Below are 16,736 nucleotides of genomic sequence, written 5' to 3'. Positions count from 1 at the left end.
GGACAGCCTCGGCCGCGGGGCGCGGCGCGGCCTGCGGCCGGGCCGGGCGTGAGCTGGGCGCGGTGAGGAATTCGCCGGCGAAGCGGCGGCTCTTCGCCTCCAGGCTGGCGGGCGAGACCGCCGGCTCGGACTTCGCGGGCGCAGGCTTGGCCGGCGGTTCCGGCGGCGGCGCCAGCGACTGGCGAAGGATCGCGCCGGTGGACGGGGGATGCCCGCGCGGCGGCGTCGGCACGAACAGGGCCGGCCGCGCCGTGCCGACGTCGTGCCGCGCCCGGCCGTTCGCCTGTTGGACGCTCTGTGAGGCTTCGGCCGGCGCCGCAGGCCTCGTCTGGGCCGAGGGCCGCACGAGCGGCTTGGGCGGCGGCGCCTCCGCAACGGGGGCCGCCGCTCCGGCCCGGGCGGCGCGCTTGGGGACCTGCGCCGCCGGCGCCGTCGCCGGCTGCGCGGGTTTGGCCGGATCGCCGGGCGCAACCGTGACGGCCCCTCCGGCCAGCGGCTCGGTCATGGAGTGCGGCATGCGCCCCCACGGGCTGCGCCGCTCGAAGGGGTTGGCGGGCGGTTTGCGGTCGGAGGGCGGCTGCATGCGAAAACTCCTGCACCGACGGACGCGAATTCAGACCATGTCGCGCCGACGCGTCCGCGCAAATGCGCGAACGCGTCGCACCGTGGAGGTTAGCGAGACGACTTGGCCAATTCCGTGGCGGAGCTTGGAGCTCAGGCGGTGCCCGCGGGACGCGCCCATATCCGCTTCAGCGCCCCGAGCACGCCATGGGTGCGCCGCTTGCGGTCGACGTCTTCCTGGCTGCGCAGCCAAGCCACCTGCACCACGCGCCGCTCGCCGACGAACGGCGTGTGGCCGTGCCAGGAGTTGTCGGCCCGCAGGAAGGCGACGAAGGCGCCGGTCTCCGGCGGGACCTCGGCGGCGTAGTCGTCGAAGTCGTCCTTGCCGCGCAGGACGCGGAACCGCCCGGCCGGCGAGTCCCAGGCGTCGTTCAGGTAGATCAGCAGGCTCATCACCTTCTTGTCGCCGTCGGTGTGGATCCGGCCCTCGTGGGCGGCCGACAGCTTGCGGATGGTGATCAGTTGGGGCAGCGCGGTGAAGTCGATGCCGAACTTGTCGCTCAGCACCTCGTTCAGCGCTTCGCCGCGCAGTTCGTCGATCAGTTCGCCGAAAGCGCCGTGCGGCGCGTAGTCCTCGACCGGGTGGAAACCGGTCGTGCGGATGTCCGGAAAGCTGGCCTGCACCGCCGCGATCATCTCCGGCCGGACCACGCCGGTCCCGTGCAGGTAGACGTACGGATCAGTCTTCACTTCAGCCTGACGCAACGCTTCTAGATCGAGCACCGGAAAGCCGGCTTGCATAGCCGGCGCACGCGCCGCGGACGCGGCGGACTGAAGTTCATGATGCATGACGCAGCTCCCCGCTATTCGGCACGTAACGCCGTTATCCCAGCCAAGGTTCCACGCCGCGGGTCGGAATTTGACGGTCAGAACCTGAAGGTCGCGCCGAAGGCGGGGCCGTTCAGGCTCATGTCGTTCACCAGCTTGTCGGCCGACTGGCTGTAATCGATGTACCGCCAGGCGAAGCGCAGGTCGCCCCAGTCGTAGGCGTAGCCGATCCCGGCGATCGCCTGCCAGGTCAGGTCTGAATCGCCCGCGCCGACGTCCAGGTAATAGGTGGCGTTCCAGCGCCGGTTCGAGTCCAGCGCCACCTGGCCCTTGATGCCGGCGATGCCGTTCCAGATGTCTTCGTCCTGGGAGACCCTGCCCGTCTGCGGAAACTCGTCCAGCGGCCCGGCGAACGACCAGCTCAGGTCGGTGTCGACCGTGAGATAACGAAAGCCCGCGAAGGCCTCGACGCTGGCCCGACCGCCCGGATGGCCGAGCTCCGCGCCCGCCGCCAGGGTCCACAGCCAGGTTTTCACGCCCACGTCGGTGCCGACGTCGATCGGGACCTGCACCCGCCCGCCCGGTCCGGTCAGCGTCCGCACCTTGCTGCGGTCGGCGTCCAGATCGGCGTACATCACGTCCGTGAACGCGCCCCAGCGCCCCTTGCGCGCCTCGCCGGAGATCATGAAGGCGAAGTTCAGGGCTTCGAGAATGTCCTTCGCGTCGATCTTCACCGTCGGCCGGTTGCCGGTGCCCTTCGGGATGTCGTAGCGGAGTTTGCCGTCGATCATCGGCAGGTAGAGGTAAGGCGTCACCGCGAACCGCCAGCCGCCGTGCTCGGTCCAGTCAGGCTGTGGCACATACTGGCCGGCGTAGTCGTTGGACGCTCCTGCGTCGTCCCACGCCGCCGCGTAGTCGTAGGCCGTCGCGGCGTCGTCGGCCGCGCCGTCATCGGCCGCGACGGCGGTCCCCGCCAGCAGGGCGGCCGCCGCCGCGCCGATCCCAGCGATGCTGCGCAACATAATCGTCTCCCCTTGCGGCCTTTCGGTCCGGCACTGTCGGCGCGAAGCCGCGCCGTGCGCCATCGGGAGAACCCCGGCTAACAAACGTATGATCCCTGAGCGGCGCAAAACCGGCATTCCAGGCTTGCGCTTGGCAATCTTCCCGTGGCGCCTATGTCGCTGAGACGGGCGCGTCGCCCGCGCATCGAGAAGGAGGGCCGCCATGGCCAAGCCGCTGGCTCAGTTCGACATCGACGAAACCGAGGACGGCTATCTCCTCCACATCGGCGACGGCGAGGCCACGCACGCCTACGAGATCGCGCCGGAGCAGATGGCGGCGATCATGGAGACCCTGCTGGAGATGATCCCCGAGGTCGACGACGAGGTGTTCGACGACGAGGAGTTCGAGGACGACGAGTACGAAGAGGAAGAGGAAGCGCCGGAGACGACGAACTAGGCGCAGGCCGTAGCCCGGACCCGCCCTGGGCGGCGGGTCCGGCCGTTATCCACAACTCGTTTCCGGTATGAGGGCGCGATCTGCGCGATTACGGCTTGGGTGCGACAACGAGCGCCGATACGCCGGGCCGCAAAGACGACAATTTCGTCCCCGGGGCGCGCCCCGATCATCCGTCTCTCAGAACAACCGGGACCGTTCATGTTCTCAACCCTCGTCGGCGCCGTCTCCAGCGACATCGCGATCGATCTCGGCACCGCCAACACCCTGATTTACATGCGCGGCAAGGGCATCGTCCTGAACGAGCCCTCGGTCGTGGCCCTCCGCAACGTCGGCGGCCGCAAGGTGGTCCACGCCGTCGGCCTCGAAGCCAAGCAGATGCTGGGCCGCACGCCCGGCCACATGGAAGCCGTGCGCCCGATGCGCGACGGCGTCATCGCCGACTTCGAAGTCGCCGAGGAGATGATCAAGCACTTCATCCGCAAGGTTCACAACCGCAAGAACTTCGTGAACCCGAAGGTGGTGGTGTGCGTGCCGTCGGGCGCGACCGCGGTCGAGCGCCGGGCCATCAACGACAGCTGCCTGAACGCCTCGGCCCGCCAGGTCGGCCTCATCGACGAACCGATGGCCGCCGCCATCGGCGCCGGCCTGCCGATCCACGAGCCCACCGGCTCGATGGTGGTCGACATCGGCGGCGGCACCACGGAAGTGGCCGTGCTGTCCCTGTCGGGCATCGTCTATTCGCGCTCGGTGCGCGTGGGCGGCGACCACATGGACGACAGCATCATCAGCTACGTCCGCCGCAACCATAACCTGATGATCGGCGAGATCACCGCCGAGCGGATCAAGAAGGACATCGCCGCCGCCCGCGTGCCGCTGGACGGCGACGGCCTGTCGGTGGTGGTCAAGGGCCGCGACCTGATGCAGGGCGTGCCGCGCGAAGTGCGCATCTCCGAGCGCCAGGCCGCCGAGGCCCTGGCCGAGCCGGTGTCGCAGATCATCGAAGCGGTGAAGGTGGCCCTGGAAGCGACCCCGCCGGAACTGGCCGGCGACATCGCCGACAAGGGCATCATGCTGACCGGCGGCGGCGCCCTGCTGCGCGGCCTGGACGCCGAGCTGCGCGAACAGACCGGCCTGCCGGTGTCGGTCGCCGACGACCCGCTGTCCTGCGTGGCGCTGGGCTGCGGCAAGGTGCTCGAGCACCCGAAGTGGATGAAGGGCGTGATGGAAGGCGCTCTGGCCTAAGCCGGCCCGGCCTTCCGACCTGAAGCTGAGGGGGCGCGACGGGTGACCGTCGCGCCCTTTTCTCGTTTCTAATCGGCCGCGGCCCGCAGGCCGGAGCGTGCGGCAGGCACGCCGAAGCCGCGTAGCCGGCCGGCGGGCTCGCGGTCAGTGAGCGGGGGGCTTCAGAACGCCGGCGACGCGGCGCCGGCAGGCCTACTGCGCCGCGCCCGGCGGGGCCGCCTGCAGGGCCGCGTCGGCGGCCAGGCCCAGGCCGTGCAGCACCTTCCAGTCCAGGGCCATGGCGATCGGCGGCCAGCCGGGAGCCAGGAAGGCCAGGCGCGGCAGGTCGCCCGGCCCGGACGGCGGCTTCATCAGCACGTCGCGGGCGTCCAGCTCCAGGCCGGCGCCGCGCGCGGCCATGGCTTCGGCCAGCAGGCGCGCCAGCAGCGGCACGTCGCCGGCCGCCAGCGACAGCCGCCGGATCGTACCGGCTTCGTCGAGCGCCAGCGAAAGCCCGCCGTCTTCGGTCATCTCCACGCCCGCGATTGTCGCCGGCTCGCTCATGGCCCCGCCCCGATTCCTGATCAGGGAGCCAATCTGATCCCCACCGGGAGCCCCGTCGCGCGGGCGAACGGACGCGCGACCGGACGCCCCACCTTCGGGCGGCCACCACTTGCAACAATTTGCATAAGACTATTCAGGGTTTCCGGGCGGGAACGGCGGATTGTCGCACCGTATTTGCACAAATTTTCCACCCTAAAGGCGCCACGTTACGGCAACTTCCTGCCCTTGCTGCAGTGCAACAAGGGTGAGATATTGCCGCATCACGTGACGATCGCGTGAACTCATGCTCCCGAAACAGGAGCAGCCATGCTAGAGACGCGCGACTCCGCCGCGCGCCGGCGGGCTTGTCCCGTCCGGGCTGCGCACGCGCGCGCCCGGTCCCAGTGGAGAGACCGAGTTGCAGACGACCGACACCCCCGGGCTCGAGCAGGCCCCCACCCGCCACGCGGGTCTGATCGCCTGGGTGCGCGAGATCGCCGCCCTGACCAAGCCGGAGCGCGTGCATTGGTGCGACGGCTCCGACGCCGAATGGACCCAGCTGACCGACGCCCTGGTCGAGGCCGGCACCCTGCGCCGCCTGGATTCCGCCAAGCGTCCGAACTCGTTCTACGCCGCGTCCGATCCGAAGGACGTGGCGCGCGTCGAAAGCCGCACCTTCATCTGCTCTGAAAAAGAGATCGACGCCGGTCCGACCAACAACTGGATGGACCCGGCCGAGATGCGCGCCAAGCTGGGCGGCCTGTTCGACGGCTGCATGCGCGGCCGCACCATGTACGTCGTCCCGTTCTGCATGGGGCCTCTGGGCTCGAAGATCTCCGCCCTGGGCGTCGAGATCACCGACAGCGCCTACGTGGCCGTGTCGATGCGCGTGATGACCCGCATGGGCAAGGCCGCGCTGGACCAGCTGGGCGAGGACGGCTTCTTCGTGCCGGCCGTGCACACCCTGGGCGCGCCGCTCGAGGCCGGTCAGGCCGACGTGGCCTGGCCGTGCAACGACGACAAGTGGATCGTCCACTTCCCCGAGACCCGCGAAATCTGGTCCTACGGCTCGGGCTACGGCGGCAACGCCCTGCTCGGCAAGAAGTGCTACGCGCTGCGCATCGCCGGGGTCATGGCCCGCGACGAGGGGTGGCTGGCCGAGCACATGCTGATCCTGAAGCTGACCTCGCCGCAGGGCGACGTCCGCTACGTGGCCGCCGCCTTCCCGTCCGCCTGCGGCAAGACCAACCTGGCCATGCTGCAGCCGACCCTGGCCGGCTGGAAGGCCGAGACCGTCGGCGACGACATCGCCTGGATGCGCTTCGGCGAAGACGGCCGTCTGTACGCGATCAACCCGGAAGCCGGCTTCTTCGGCGTCGCCCCGGGCACTAGCCGCAACACCAACAAGAACGCGCTGGAGACCCTGCGCGAGAACACCATCTTCACCAACGTGGCCCTGACCGCGGACGGCGACGTGTGGTGGGAAGGCCTGACCAAGGAGCCCCCGGCCGGTCTGACCGACTGGAAGGGCCGCGCTTGGTCGCCGGAACTCGGCGAGCCGGCCGCGCACCCGAACGCCCGCTTCGCCGCCCCGGCCGGCCAGTGCCCCGCCGTCGCCGCGGAATGGGAAGACCCGGCCGGCGTGCCGATCTCGGCCATCCTGTTCGGCGGCCGCCGCGCCAGCGCCGTGCCGCTGGTCACCGAGGCCTTCGACTGGGCCCACGGCGTGTTCCTGGCCGCCAACGTGGCCTCGGAAGGCACCGCCGCGGCTGAGAACAAGGTCGGCGAGCTGCGCCGCGATCCCTTCGCCATGCTGCCGTTCTGCGGCTACAACATGGGCGACTACTTCGGCCACTGGCTGAAGATGGGCGAGCAGACCTCGGCCGACAAACTGCCGCGCATCTTCTTCGTGAACTGGTTCCGCAAGGGCCAGGACGGCAAGTTCGTGTGGCCGGGCTACGGCGAGAACAGCCGCGTGCTGAAGTGGATCGTCGACCGCCTGGAAGGCCGCGCCGAGGCCGTGGACACCCCGATCGGCCGCCTGCCGACCAAGGCCGCGCTCGACACCGCCGGCCTCGACCTGTCCGACGCCGACCTCGACCTGCTGCTCAGCGTCGACGCCGACGTCTGGGCCGAGGAAGCCGCCCTGATCCCGCCGTTCTACGAGAAGTTCGGCGAGCGCCTGCCCAAGGCCCTCTGGGCCCAGCACGCCGCCCTGGTCGAGCGTCTGGCCGCCGGCGCGGCCCCGAAGGCCAAGGTCGTCAACGGCTGAGGCGTTCGCGCCTGACCTGAAAACGGAAGGGGCGCCGGACCAATCCGGCGCCCCTTTTTGCTGCCTGTCCCGCCGCCGTGAAGCCGGCGTCCCTTAATGCACGGACTTGCGACACTTCGCCGCAAACCCTGCGTAATTTCAGTAACTTATTCCCATCCGACGCACCTTAGGACTCGCTCGTGAGTAGAGGCGCCTCGCCGCAAGCGGGCGCCCATCGAGAGAGTCACGCGTCATGAGAGTTCCGCTTTTCGCCCTCGTCGCCGCGATCGCGGCCACCCCTGCCGTTGCCGCCGAAACCGTCGGGCGCGCCGACCTGTCCTACAGCGCCGTTCGCTGGGAGTGGGACGGCTGGCCGGTCGACAACACCGACGTCGCGCTGAGCGGCGCCGCCGCGACAACCTTCGCCAACGGCTGGGGCGTGCAGGTGGACGGTCGCTCCGATAGCTACGCCTGGGGCGGCGAGGACGGCCGCGACAGCGTCGGCTTCGCGGCCGTGCACGGCTTCAAGCGCCTCGGGCGCTACACCGTCGGGGCCTTCGCCGGGGCGACCACCTTCTACGGGGCCGACGGCGCGCTGGCCGGCGTGGAAGCCCAGGCCGAACTCTCTAAGGCCATGGTCTCGGTCTCCGCCGCCAAGGCCGAGTTCGACGGCTACAGCTCCAGCTACGGCCTGTGGGACACCCAGGTCTCCGGCCGCTGGTACCTGACCGACAATCTCGCGCTCGGCGCCGCGGCCGGCTACGTCGACTGGGACGGCGCTCGGCGCGAGATCACCGGCTGGAACGCCGGCGTGGACGCCGAGTACAAGCCGTTCGAGACCGTTCCCGTCAGCCTGTTCGCGGCCGCCCGCCGCGATCGGAACGACTTCCCGCGTTACGAGTACGGCTCGGACACGCTGACGGTCGGCGTGCGGCTGAACTTCGGGGCCGCCACCGTGCGCGAGCGCGACCGCAAGGGCGTGTCGCTCACCGGCGCCCAGGCGCTGGGCGATCACCTGCTGCACTACTGAGCCCCGGGCGCTCCCGAGGCGGGCTCGGGAGCGCTCAGCTCGCCGCCAGGCGGGGCGCCGTGGGCAGCAGCCGGCGGATCCAGGCCTCCAGCTGCTGCGGCTCGTAAGGCTTGGGGAGGACCGGGAACTCGCCGGGATGGGCCGCCACCCCTTCGCTGTGGCCGGTGGTCAGCAGCACCGGCAGCTCCGGCCGCCGCAGGCGAATTTCGCGGGCCAGCTCCAGGCCGCTCTGGCCGCCGGGCATGACCACGTCGCTGAACACCAGCTTCAGGCCGCATTCGACCGGCAGGACCGCCAGGGCTTCGCGGGCGCTGGTCACCACCCGCACCCGGCAGCCCAGCTCCTCCAGGATGTCGGCGGCCAGCATGGCCACGACCGGATCGTCGTCGACCACCAGCACCTCGGCGCCGCCTTCGGCGTCCGCCACCGTCCCGGCGCGCGCGGCCGCCGGCAGATAGACCGTCGCCACCGCGCCGCCCGACGGCGCGTTCTCCAGCGTCGCGGCGCCGTTCGACTGGCGGGCGAAGCCGTAGACCTGGCTGAGCCCCAGGCCCGAGCCCTCCCCCACCGGCTTGGTGGTGAAGAACGGCTCGAACACCTTGTCGCGCACCTCCGGCGAAATCCCCGGCCCGGTGTCGGCGACGCTGATCGCCACGAAGTCGCCGACCAGGCCGTCGGTCTGGCCGTTCAGGGTGATGTTGTGCGCGCAGATCCGCATCACGCCGCCGTCAGGCATGGCGTCGCGGGCGTTGACCGCCAGGTTGAGCAGCGCCAGCTCCAGCTGGCCGGGATCGACCTCGATCCGCCAGAGCTGGTCGGACAGTTCCAGCACCAGACTGATGTCCGGCCCCAGGGAATGTCGCACGATCCCCGCCGTCGCCGGCAGGCTCCGCTGCAGGTCGAGCAGCTCGGGCGACAGCGGCTGACGCCGCGCGAAGGCCAGCAGCTGGCGGGTCAGGTCGCCGCCGCGCTGGGCCGCCGTGCGCACCGTGTCCAGAAGTTCGCTGAGGCGCGGATCGCCGCCGGCCCGCCGCTGGGCCAGGTGGGTGGCGCCCAGCACCGAGGTCAGCAGATTGTTGAAGTCGTGGGCGACGCCGCCGGTCAGACGGCCCAGCGCCTCCATCTTCTGCGACTGGAACAGCTGCTCGCGCGCCTCGGCCAGGCGCTCCTGCGCCTCGCGCCGCTCGGTGATGTCGCGGGTGATCTTGGCGAAGCCGATCAACCGGCCGTCGTCGTCATGTACCGCGTCGACCACGACCATGGCCCAGAACCGGCTGCCGTCCTTGCGTACGCGCCAGCCCTCGTCCTCGAAGCGGCCGGCTTCGGCGGCGAGGCGCAGGGCCCGCTCGGGCTTGCCCGCCTCGCGGTCTTCCGGCGTGTAGAATTGCGAGAACGGTTGGCCGACGATTTCCTCGGCGCCGTAGCCCTTGATGCGGGCGGCGCCGGAATTCCAGCTCTGCACCCGCCCGTTCGGGTCGAGCAGGTAGATGGCGTAGTCCACCACCGCCTGAACCAACCGTTCGTAACGGTCGTCGCCGAGGTCGGCGGAGAGCGAGACGTGCGAGGACGCAGGCGTGAGCTTGGACATTTGTTCAATATAATCGCGGGGATACGTGGCGCACGCGGCCGCCCCCGAACGGCGCGCGCAGAACTGTGCAGCTAAAAACGCGCAAGCTCCGAACCGGTTCCATAGAGTCCGTTAGTTTACGGACAGGCGGGCGCGGAACCGGCGCGGACCGGCCGCGGTAGAGGCTCTCGAACCCTGTCGGGAGCGCGCCGATGATCCTGATCCTCGCCCTGCTGATCGGCGTCGTCGCGGGCCACCGCACGGCCACGCCCCTGGCGGTCGTCGCCTGGGCGGCGTGGCTGGGACGTCTGCCCCTCGCGGGCGGGCCACTGGGGTTCATGGGCGCGCCGATCACGCCCTGGCTGTTCACGGCGGCGGCGATCGCCGAGCTGATCGGCGACAAGCTGCCGAAGACCCCGAGCCGCAAGGCGCCGGCCCTGCTGATCGGACGGCTGTTCGCCGGCGGCCTCAGCGGCGCGGCCCTGGGCGCGGCCCACGGCGCCCTGGTCGGCGGCGCGGCGGCCGGAGCGATCGGGGCGCTGGCGGGGACCTTCGGCGGCTACGCGGTGCGCATGCGCCTGGCCAGGGCGTTCGGCCGCGACCTGCCGGCCGCCCTGCTGGAGGACGCGTTCACCATCGTGGCGTCGGTGCTGATCGTCTGGGCCGCCGCCTGATCAGGCGGCGACGGCCAGCGACGGCTCGGCCTCGGCCGGCGCTTCGACCTCGGCGATCCAGACCGGACGGGCCTCGTCCCAGGCCTCGACCCGATCCCGGCCCGGATGCAGGGTCAGCAGCCATTCGGCCCGGGCGCGCGCCTCGGGGTCGTCGACGCAGTTGAGCACATAGAGGTCGTCGGCCCCGGCGCGGCCGAACACGTAGAACAGGTAGGGCGTCACGAACGGGCGCTCCGGCGACTTCGCCGCGACGTTTACTGATCCCCCGTCTCGGCCCGATCACAGCTCGACGACGGTTCCGCGACGTCGGTCAGCGGGAAGGTCCTTCTCCAGCCGGTCCAGATGCATGCGGATATGCGCGGCCTCCGCCGCCGTGCCGGCCAGCGACACGGCCTGGTCGAAGGCCGAGCGCGCCTCGGCCCCGTGCCCCAGTTGCAGCAGCAGGGCCCCGCGCACGCCGTGGAAATGGAAGTAGCCGCCCAGCCGCTCGGCCAGCGGCTCGACCATCGCCAGCGCCGCCTCCGGCCCGCGCACCTGGGCCACCGCCACCGCCCGGTTCAGCGTGACCACGGGCGAGGGCTGCAGACGCTCCAGCGTGGCGTAGAGCAGCTCGATCTGGGCCCAGTCGGTGTCCTCGGGCCGAGCGGCCCGCGCGTGCAGGGCGGCGATGGCCGCCTGCACCTGATAGGGCCCGGGCCGACGGTGGCGCACGGCCTTGTCGATCAGGGCCAGCCCCTCGGTGATCATCGCGCGATTCCAGAGGCTTCGGTCCTGATCCTCCAGCAGGACGACATCGCCCTGCGCGTCGAACCGGGCCGCCGTGCGGGCGTGCTGCAGCAACATCAGCGCCGTCAGGCCCATGATCTCCGGCTCGGCCTGGAACAGCCGCAACAGGAGCCGTCCGAGCCGGATCGCCTCCTCGGCGAGGGGCGCGCGGGCGGCGGCTTCCGTCGCCCCGGCGGTCGAATAGCCCTCGTTGAACAGCAGGTAGATCATGGCCGCGACCACGCCCAGCCGCTCGGACCGTTCGACCGCGCCCGGCGTCTCGAAAGGCACGTCGGCCTGGGCGATGCGACCCTTGGCGCGGGTGATGCGCTGCTCCATGGCGCTCTCGCCGACCAGGAAGGCGCGCGCGATCTGCTTCACCGACAGGCCCGAGACCACGCGCAGGGCCAGGGCGATCTGCTGGGTGGCCGGCAGGTCCGGATGGCAGCAGACGAACAGCAGACGCAGCACGTCGTCGCGATAGTCCGCCCCGTCCAGCCGATCGGCCAGCGGCGCCTCGACGTCGTCGAGGTCGGAGACCAGCTCCTCGGCCGGCATGGCGGTGTGGCGGCTCTGGCGGCGCACATGATCAAGCGCGGCGTTGCGCCCGACGAAGATCAGCCAGGCGGCGGGATCACGCGGCGGTCCGTTTTTCGGCCAGGTCTTCAACGCCCGCAGGGACGCCTCCTGGAACGCCTCCTCGGCCGTGTCCAGGTCGCGGAAGTAGCGCAGCAGCGCCCCCACCGCCTGGGGTCGGGCCGAGGTCAGGGCCGCGTCGATCCAGCCGAGGTCGTTCACGTCGACATATCTCCGGGACGGTAGAGCATCAGCGGCCGCACCTCGTGCGCGCCAGCCGAGCCGCTGGCGCGGCCCAGGTCCTGGGCGACCTCGATGGCGGCCTCCAGGCTGTCGCAGTCCACCACGTAGAAGCCCAGCAGCTGCTCCTTGGTCTCGGCGAACGGCCCGTCGATGATCAGCGCTTCCTTGCCCTTGCGCACGGTGGTGGCGGCGGTGGTGGGCAACAGGCGAGCCACCGGGCCGAGACGGCCTTGCGCCGACAGCTTCTCCTGCACGGCGCCCAGCCGCTCCATGACGGCGGCGTCCTCTTCCTTGGACCAGGCGCCGACGACGTCTTCGGAGTCGTAGCAGAGGATGGCGTAGAGCATGGGCGGGCTTCCTGCGTCAGGCTGAGGACGAAACAGTCTGCCCCTAGCCGACACCGAAGCAGAAACAAAACGACGGTTTTCGGAGAGGCGGGCGCCCCCTCCCCGCGTTCAGGCCCCGGCGCCTTCCTCGTGCATCTGCAGGAAGGTCTCGGCGTAGTCCGCCACGCCCCTGGCGTCGGACGCGAGCGCCTTGTCCCGCGCCCCGGCGGCCCAGGCCTCGGCTTCCCGCGCCACCTGCACCGCTTCGCGCAGCATCGCCTGACGCAGCTCCGCAGGCGCGTCCGTCATCGAGCCCGCATGCATCAGCGCCAGCGCAAGCCGGGAGCGGGTCCAGGCCCACGACCGCGACCGGTCGATGTACGCCGTCGAGGCCGCCGCGGTCCGGAACGCCGCGACCGCGGCGTCGTAGAGTTCCTGGCTTCCAGGTCTGGTGTTTGAAGCGCTGTCGAACAGGATCTCCGCCAGCTCGAGCTGGCTTTCCAGCCAGGCCTCCGGCGCGCGCTCGCGCGTGCGCATCGCCACGGCCGCGCGGGCGGCGTCGGCGGCCGCCTCCAGCAGGCTCGGATCGTCGTACCGGATCTCGCCCACCCGACGCAGCTGCCGCGCGAGCTCTTGCTGGAGATCGGCCCAGCGGTCCGGCGCCCTCTCGCGCGTGAGCACCTCCAGCGCCGCGCGCAGGGGCGCCTCGGCTTCAAGGAAGGGCGCGATGCGGGCGGCGGCTTCGGCTTCGCTTTCGGCCGCCGTCACGCCGCGCGGCTGGCGGACCTCGCCGTAGGCGCGCAAGGCCCGGGCCAGTTCGAACTGCGCGTCGGCCCAGGCCTCGGGCTCGGTCTCGCGCGACCGCCCATCCCGCTCGTCGCGCGCGGCCGCCACGGCGGTCAGCGCCGCCGCCTCCCGACTCGACGCCGCGTTGGTCCGGAACAGCCAATCGAACAAGCCCATCGTCTCGCTCCCGCCGCCTCGCCACGAGCATGCAGACGTGATCGGCGAAAGACGAGAACCTTCAACGAAAACGGCCCCGGAGGTCTTCCGGGGCCGTTCGGGCTCGAGCCGCCGGCCGGCGCCTCAGTAGTAGTGGACGAAGTTGTCCGCCATGGCCTTGGCGCCGTCGAGGCTGGCGCCGTGACGGTCGCGGTCACGCAGGGTCGCGGCCCCGAAAGCCAGGCGCAAGCCGATCGTGAAGGTGTCGATGGCGATGCCGTCGTCGTCTTCGTAGCTATTCTCGTCGTGGCGATAGCCGGCGTACACGCTGGCCGGCGACCCGGCGAACTTGTACTCGCCGGTCACGCTGGCGTTCCAGTTGTTGAACTCCGACCAGGCGTCCCAGTCTCCGTAGCCGACCGCAGCGTCCACGGAGAAGTTGTCGTTCACGAAATACTTGGCGCCTGCCTGCGCGCTCCAGCCCTTAACGTCCGCGAACCAGTCGTCGACCTGCGCATAGCCGAGGGAGCCGGACAGGGTGGCGCGCTCGAGGAAGACCTGGCCCTCGACCCCGCCCATCAGCCCGCTGTTGTTGTAATAGCCCAGCTCGCCCGCGAACGCGCCGAAGGCGTACTGGTCGTTGCGCGTCGCCAGATGCACGGCGGCGTAACCAAAGCTGCTGGATTCCTCGTCGCCGTCCCACGTGTAGCGGTTCATCTGGCCGTCGCCCTGCAGCACCAGGCCGTTGCCGAAGGCGGTCGCGAAACCGCCGCCGAGCGACAGGTCGGTGTTGTCGGCGCTGTCGCCGTCCTCGAAGTCCCAGCTTTGCAGGCTGTAGCCGGCGTCGACGTGGCCGACGACCTCGCCGGCCAGGGCGGGCGCGGCGGCGAACAGGACGGCGGCGGCCGCCGTCGCGAGTAGCGTGACTTTCACTGGTTCCCCCGAAGTATCGTCGACCACCCCAACGGGGCCGACATCGGGCGGAGTAGTGAAGCTGTCGCCAGGCTTGGCAGCAGAGACTCGACGAAGTCCGACATTCTTGCGTCGAAACGTTGCCTCGCCACGCGAGCGCCGATGGGCTCGCGCCATGGCCTCGGCCCGCCCCGCGACCGCCTGAGCCACAAGCCTGCGGCCCAGGCGTCTGCGATGAAGCCGGACGGCGCTGCGGTGGAAGCGGGTTCGCGTCTTGGGCCGCCACGTCATGCTCTGGCGAACCGCGCCGTTCGATCGGAGACGCCCATGCGCTCGCTCGCCGACCTGCCCTCGCCGCCCTCGCTCCTCAAGGGAACCGACCTTCCGGCAGCGGGCGGCCCGGATGACGACCTGACGGTCGGGACGGAAGCCCGCGGCGATCTTCTCGGCGGGGCCGGCGACGATGTGCTCCGCTGGACCGGTGACGACGACCTGCTCGACGGAGGCGACGGTATCGACGGCGTCTACTACGACGGCGTAGGCGGCGTCGTGTTCGACCTGACCAAGGGATATGCCTCGAACGGGGTGACCACGGCCGTGCTGGTCGGGATCGAAAACCTCTACGGCGGCCGCGGCGCCGACCTGCTGATCGGCGACGATCAGGCGAACCGCTTTATCGGCGGCGGCGGCGACGATCGGATGTACGGCGGCGGCGGCGACGACTTCTTCTGGGGTGTCGGCGACGGCGGCGGTTGGGACCTGTTCGACGGCGGCGACGGGTTCGACACGATCGAGTACCACACCGGCCGACCAGACCCGGTCTACGTCGACCTCCTGACCGGCGTCACCGGCGGCGCAGCCTACGGCGACACCCTGGTGTCGATCGAACACGTGATCGGCGGCGAAGGGAACGACAGGCTGGCCGGCGGCGACGCCGACGAGGTGCTTGAGGGAATCTCCGGACAGGACGTCCTGCTGGGGCGTGGCGGCGACGACGTCCTGCGGGTCGGGTACAATCTGGGCGTCAACGGGGACAGCGGCGCCGACGGGCCCCCGCTGCAGGAGGCTTACGCCTCGAGCGCCGACGGCGGCGACGGCGACGACCTGGTCTACGGCTCGCGCTTCAACGACATCCTGACGGGCGGCGCGGGCGCGGACCGGATCTGGGGCGGCGATTCCAGCGACTGGCTCTTCGGCGACGACGGCGACGACCTGCTGGACGGCGGCGACCAGGCCGACATCCTCGACGGCGGCGCTGGCGCGGACGAACTGCTGGGCGGCCTGGGCCGCGACACGCTTCGCGGCGGCGACGGAAACGACGCGCTGGACGGCGGCGGCCAGGACGACGTGCTCGTGGGCGGCGCCGGGGACGACGTGCTCTACGCCGGCGACGGGAACGATCGGCTGGACGGCGGCGACGGGTTCGACACGGTCAGCTTCGCCCGGGCGGCCCAGGGTGTGGTCTTCGCCATGAAGACGGCGGGCCTGGTCTCGATCGAACGCGTGGCGGGCTCGGCCTTCGCCGACCGGTTGACCGGCACGGACGCGGGCGAGACCCTCGACGGCGGGGCCGGCGACGACGTGCTGGACGGGGGCGCGGGCGACGACGTGCTGGTCGGCGGCGCCGGGGCCGACCGCTTCGTCGGCGGCTCGGGCGTCGACACGGCGGACTACACCGGCTCAGCCCAGGCGGTGGTCGTCGACATGCAAGGCGCAGGCGGCGGGGACGCGGCCGGCGATACCTTCGTCGGGATCGAGCAGGTCCGCGGTAGCGCCTTCGCCGATACGATCTACGGCGCCGACGGCCTGGACGAGACCCTTTGGGGAATGGGCGGGGACGACTGGCTCTACAGCCGCAGCGGCGCGGCCGTGCTCGACGGCGGCGACGGAAACGACCACCTGATCTCCTCGGACAGCAAGGACCGACTGTACGGTGGGGCCGGCAACGACGAACTGTCGGCCGGGGGCGGCGACGACCAACTGGACGGCGGGCTCGGCAACGACGTCCTGCTGGCTGGCGAAGGCGCCGACCGGCTGGACGGCGGGGCCGGCGACGACGTGATGAACGGCGGTGGGGGCGACGACGTGATGGTCGGCGGCGCCGGCGCCGACCGCTTCGAAGGCGGCTCGGGCGCCGACCTGGTGGACTACTCGGGCTCGACGCGGGCGGTGTTCATCAACCTACAGGGCGGCTACGGCGACTGGGACGCGGCCGGCGACACCTTCGCCGGCGTAGAGCAGATCCGCGGCACCGCCTTCGCCGACGCGATCTACGGCGCCGAGGGCCTGGACGAGACCATCTGGGGAATGGGCGGCGACGACTGGATCTCCAGCCGCAGCGGCGCGGCCGTGCTCGACGGCGGCGACGGCGACGACCACCTCAGCTCCTCGGACAGCCGAGACCGGCTGTCCGGCGGCCCCGGGAACGACGAACTGTGGGCCGCGGGCGGCGACGACTGGCTGGACGGCGGACTCGGAAACGACGTCCTGATGGCCGGCGCGGGGACCGACGTGCTGGTCTCCGGCGGCGGAACCGACCGCCTGGTCGGCGGCGGCGGCGCCGATCGGTTCGTGATCGCCGGCCCGGGCACGGCGACGATCGACGACTTCGAGGGGGCCGGCGGGCCGGGCGGAGACCTGCTGGACCTGACGGCTTTCGGCGACATGACGTTCCAGGACCTGCAGGCCGCCTCCGTCCAGAAGGGCGACGACCTGTACATTCGCCTGGCGGGCGCGACGGTGGTGCTGCACGGCGTGTGGGCCGACATGCTCCGCCCCGAGGACGTGCTGCTGGCCGGACCGCAGCCGAACGACAGCTTCGGCGACTGGCTGTAGGCGC

The 16,736-nt window shown here is 71.1% G+C and carries 15 protein-coding genes and 1 pseudogene; 6 read left to right on the top strand and 10 right to left on the bottom strand.

The window, feature by feature from the left end:
- The 3 genes and pseudogenes from H8B08_RS04010 to H8B08_RS04000 all read right to left on the bottom strand — a co-directional run.
- Positions 1–583: pseudogene (locus tag H8B08_RS04010) on the bottom strand (hypothetical protein); the annotation flags it as partial.
- A 131-nt stretch (positions 584–714) separates the two neighbouring features.
- Positions 715–1,362 carry a 2OG-Fe(II) oxygenase gene (locus H8B08_RS04005; RefSeq protein ID WP_187448908.1) on the bottom strand — a complete coding sequence of 216 codons (648 nt, stop codon included), beginning with the start codon at positions 1,360–1,362 and terminating at the stop codon, positions 715–717.
- 125 nt (positions 1,363–1,487) lie between these two features.
- Positions 1,488–2,411 (bottom strand): hypothetical protein, encoded by a 924-nt coding sequence (locus H8B08_RS04000; protein ID WP_187448907.1) that lies wholly within the window; start codon positions 2,409–2,411, stop codon positions 1,488–1,490.
- A 202-nt stretch (positions 2,412–2,613) separates the two neighbouring features.
- On the opposite strand from H8B08_RS04000, the gene H8B08_RS03995 reads away from it, so the two are divergent.
- Together H8B08_RS03995 and H8B08_RS03990 are read left to right on the top strand one after the other, a co-directional pair.
- Positions 2,614–2,847 carry a hypothetical protein gene (locus H8B08_RS03995; protein WP_187448906.1) on the top strand — a complete coding sequence of 78 codons (234 nt, stop codon included), beginning with the start codon at positions 2,614–2,616 and terminating at the stop codon, positions 2,845–2,847.
- A 198-nt stretch (positions 2,848–3,045) separates the two neighbouring features.
- Positions 3,046–4,089, top strand: coding sequence for a rod shape-determining protein (locus H8B08_RS03990; RefSeq protein WP_187448905.1), 1,044 nt, complete (start codon positions 3,046–3,048; stop codon positions 4,087–4,089).
- A gap of 192 nt (positions 4,090–4,281) precedes the next feature.
- Here H8B08_RS03990 and H8B08_RS03985 read toward each other — a convergent pair whose 3' ends face one another.
- Positions 4,282–4,632 (bottom strand): hypothetical protein, encoded by a 351-nt coding sequence (locus H8B08_RS03985; RefSeq protein WP_187448904.1) that lies wholly within the window; start codon positions 4,630–4,632, stop codon positions 4,282–4,284.
- Positions 4,633–5,029: 397 nt separating this feature from the next.
- On the opposite strand from H8B08_RS03985, the gene H8B08_RS03980 reads away from it, so the two are divergent.
- Positions 5,030–6,883: a phosphoenolpyruvate carboxykinase (GTP) gene (locus tag H8B08_RS03980; RefSeq protein ID WP_187448903.1), complete on the top strand. Its 1,854-nt coding sequence runs from the start codon at positions 5,030–5,032 to the stop codon at positions 6,881–6,883.
- Between the two features lie 232 nt (positions 6,884–7,115).
- Complete coding sequence (locus tag H8B08_RS03975) at positions 7,116–7,892, top strand: hypothetical protein (RefSeq protein ID WP_187448902.1); 777 nt, start codon at positions 7,116–7,118, stop codon at positions 7,890–7,892.
- Positions 7,893–7,926: 34 nt separating this feature from the next.
- Here the strand turns inward: H8B08_RS03975 and H8B08_RS03970 are convergent, their stop codons facing one another.
- Positions 7,927–9,480 carry a PAS domain-containing sensor histidine kinase gene (locus tag H8B08_RS03970; protein WP_187448901.1) on the bottom strand — a complete coding sequence of 518 codons (1,554 nt, stop codon included), beginning with the start codon at positions 9,478–9,480 and terminating at the stop codon, positions 7,927–7,929.
- A gap of 191 nt (positions 9,481–9,671) precedes the next feature.
- Here H8B08_RS03970 and H8B08_RS03965 point away from each other — a divergent pair, with 191 nt between their 5' ends.
- Entirely contained in the window at positions 9,672–10,133 is a 462-nt protein-coding gene (locus H8B08_RS03965) for a DUF4126 domain-containing protein (RefSeq protein ID WP_187448900.1), read from the top strand.
- On the opposite strand, the gene H8B08_RS03960 is transcribed toward H8B08_RS03965, so the two are convergent.
- From H8B08_RS03960 to H8B08_RS03940, 5 genes are all read right to left on the bottom strand, one after another.
- Complete coding sequence (locus H8B08_RS03960) at positions 10,134–10,355, bottom strand: hypothetical protein (protein ID WP_187448899.1); 222 nt, start codon at positions 10,353–10,355, stop codon at positions 10,134–10,136.
- Between the two features lie 57 nt (positions 10,356–10,412).
- Positions 10,413–11,696, bottom strand: a complete 1,284-nt coding sequence (locus H8B08_RS03955) for an RNA polymerase sigma factor (RefSeq protein WP_187448898.1) — start codon at positions 11,694–11,696, stop codon at positions 10,413–10,415.
- Positions 11,693–12,064, bottom strand: a complete 372-nt coding sequence (locus H8B08_RS03950; protein ID WP_187448897.1) for a YciI family protein — start codon at positions 12,062–12,064, stop codon at positions 11,693–11,695. Before H8B08_RS03950 ends, H8B08_RS03955 begins: the two co-directional genes overlap by 4 nt.
- A gap of 108 nt (positions 12,065–12,172) precedes the next feature.
- Positions 12,173–13,006: a hypothetical protein gene (locus tag H8B08_RS03945; RefSeq protein ID WP_187448896.1), complete on the bottom strand. Its 834-nt coding sequence runs from the start codon at positions 13,004–13,006 to the stop codon at positions 12,173–12,175.
- 123 nt (positions 13,007–13,129) lie between these two features.
- Complete coding sequence (locus H8B08_RS03940; protein WP_187448895.1) at positions 13,130–13,918, bottom strand: hypothetical protein; 789 nt, start codon at positions 13,916–13,918, stop codon at positions 13,130–13,132.
- A gap of 306 nt (positions 13,919–14,224) precedes the next feature.
- Here H8B08_RS03940 and H8B08_RS03935 point away from each other — a divergent pair, with 306 nt between their 5' ends.
- Positions 14,225–16,732, top strand: a complete 2,508-nt coding sequence (locus H8B08_RS03935) for a calcium-binding protein (RefSeq protein WP_187448894.1) — start codon at positions 14,225–14,227, stop codon at positions 16,730–16,732.
- The last annotated feature ends 4 nt before the right edge of the window (positions 16,733–16,736 follow it).

Source organism: Caulobacter sp. 17J80-11 (genome assembly GCF_014349105.1).
Classification (GTDB): Bacteria; Pseudomonadota; Alphaproteobacteria; order Caulobacterales; family Caulobacteraceae; genus 17J80-11.
Note: the sequence above shows the minus strand (reverse complement) of the source record. Positions and strands in the feature narration are given on the sequence as shown.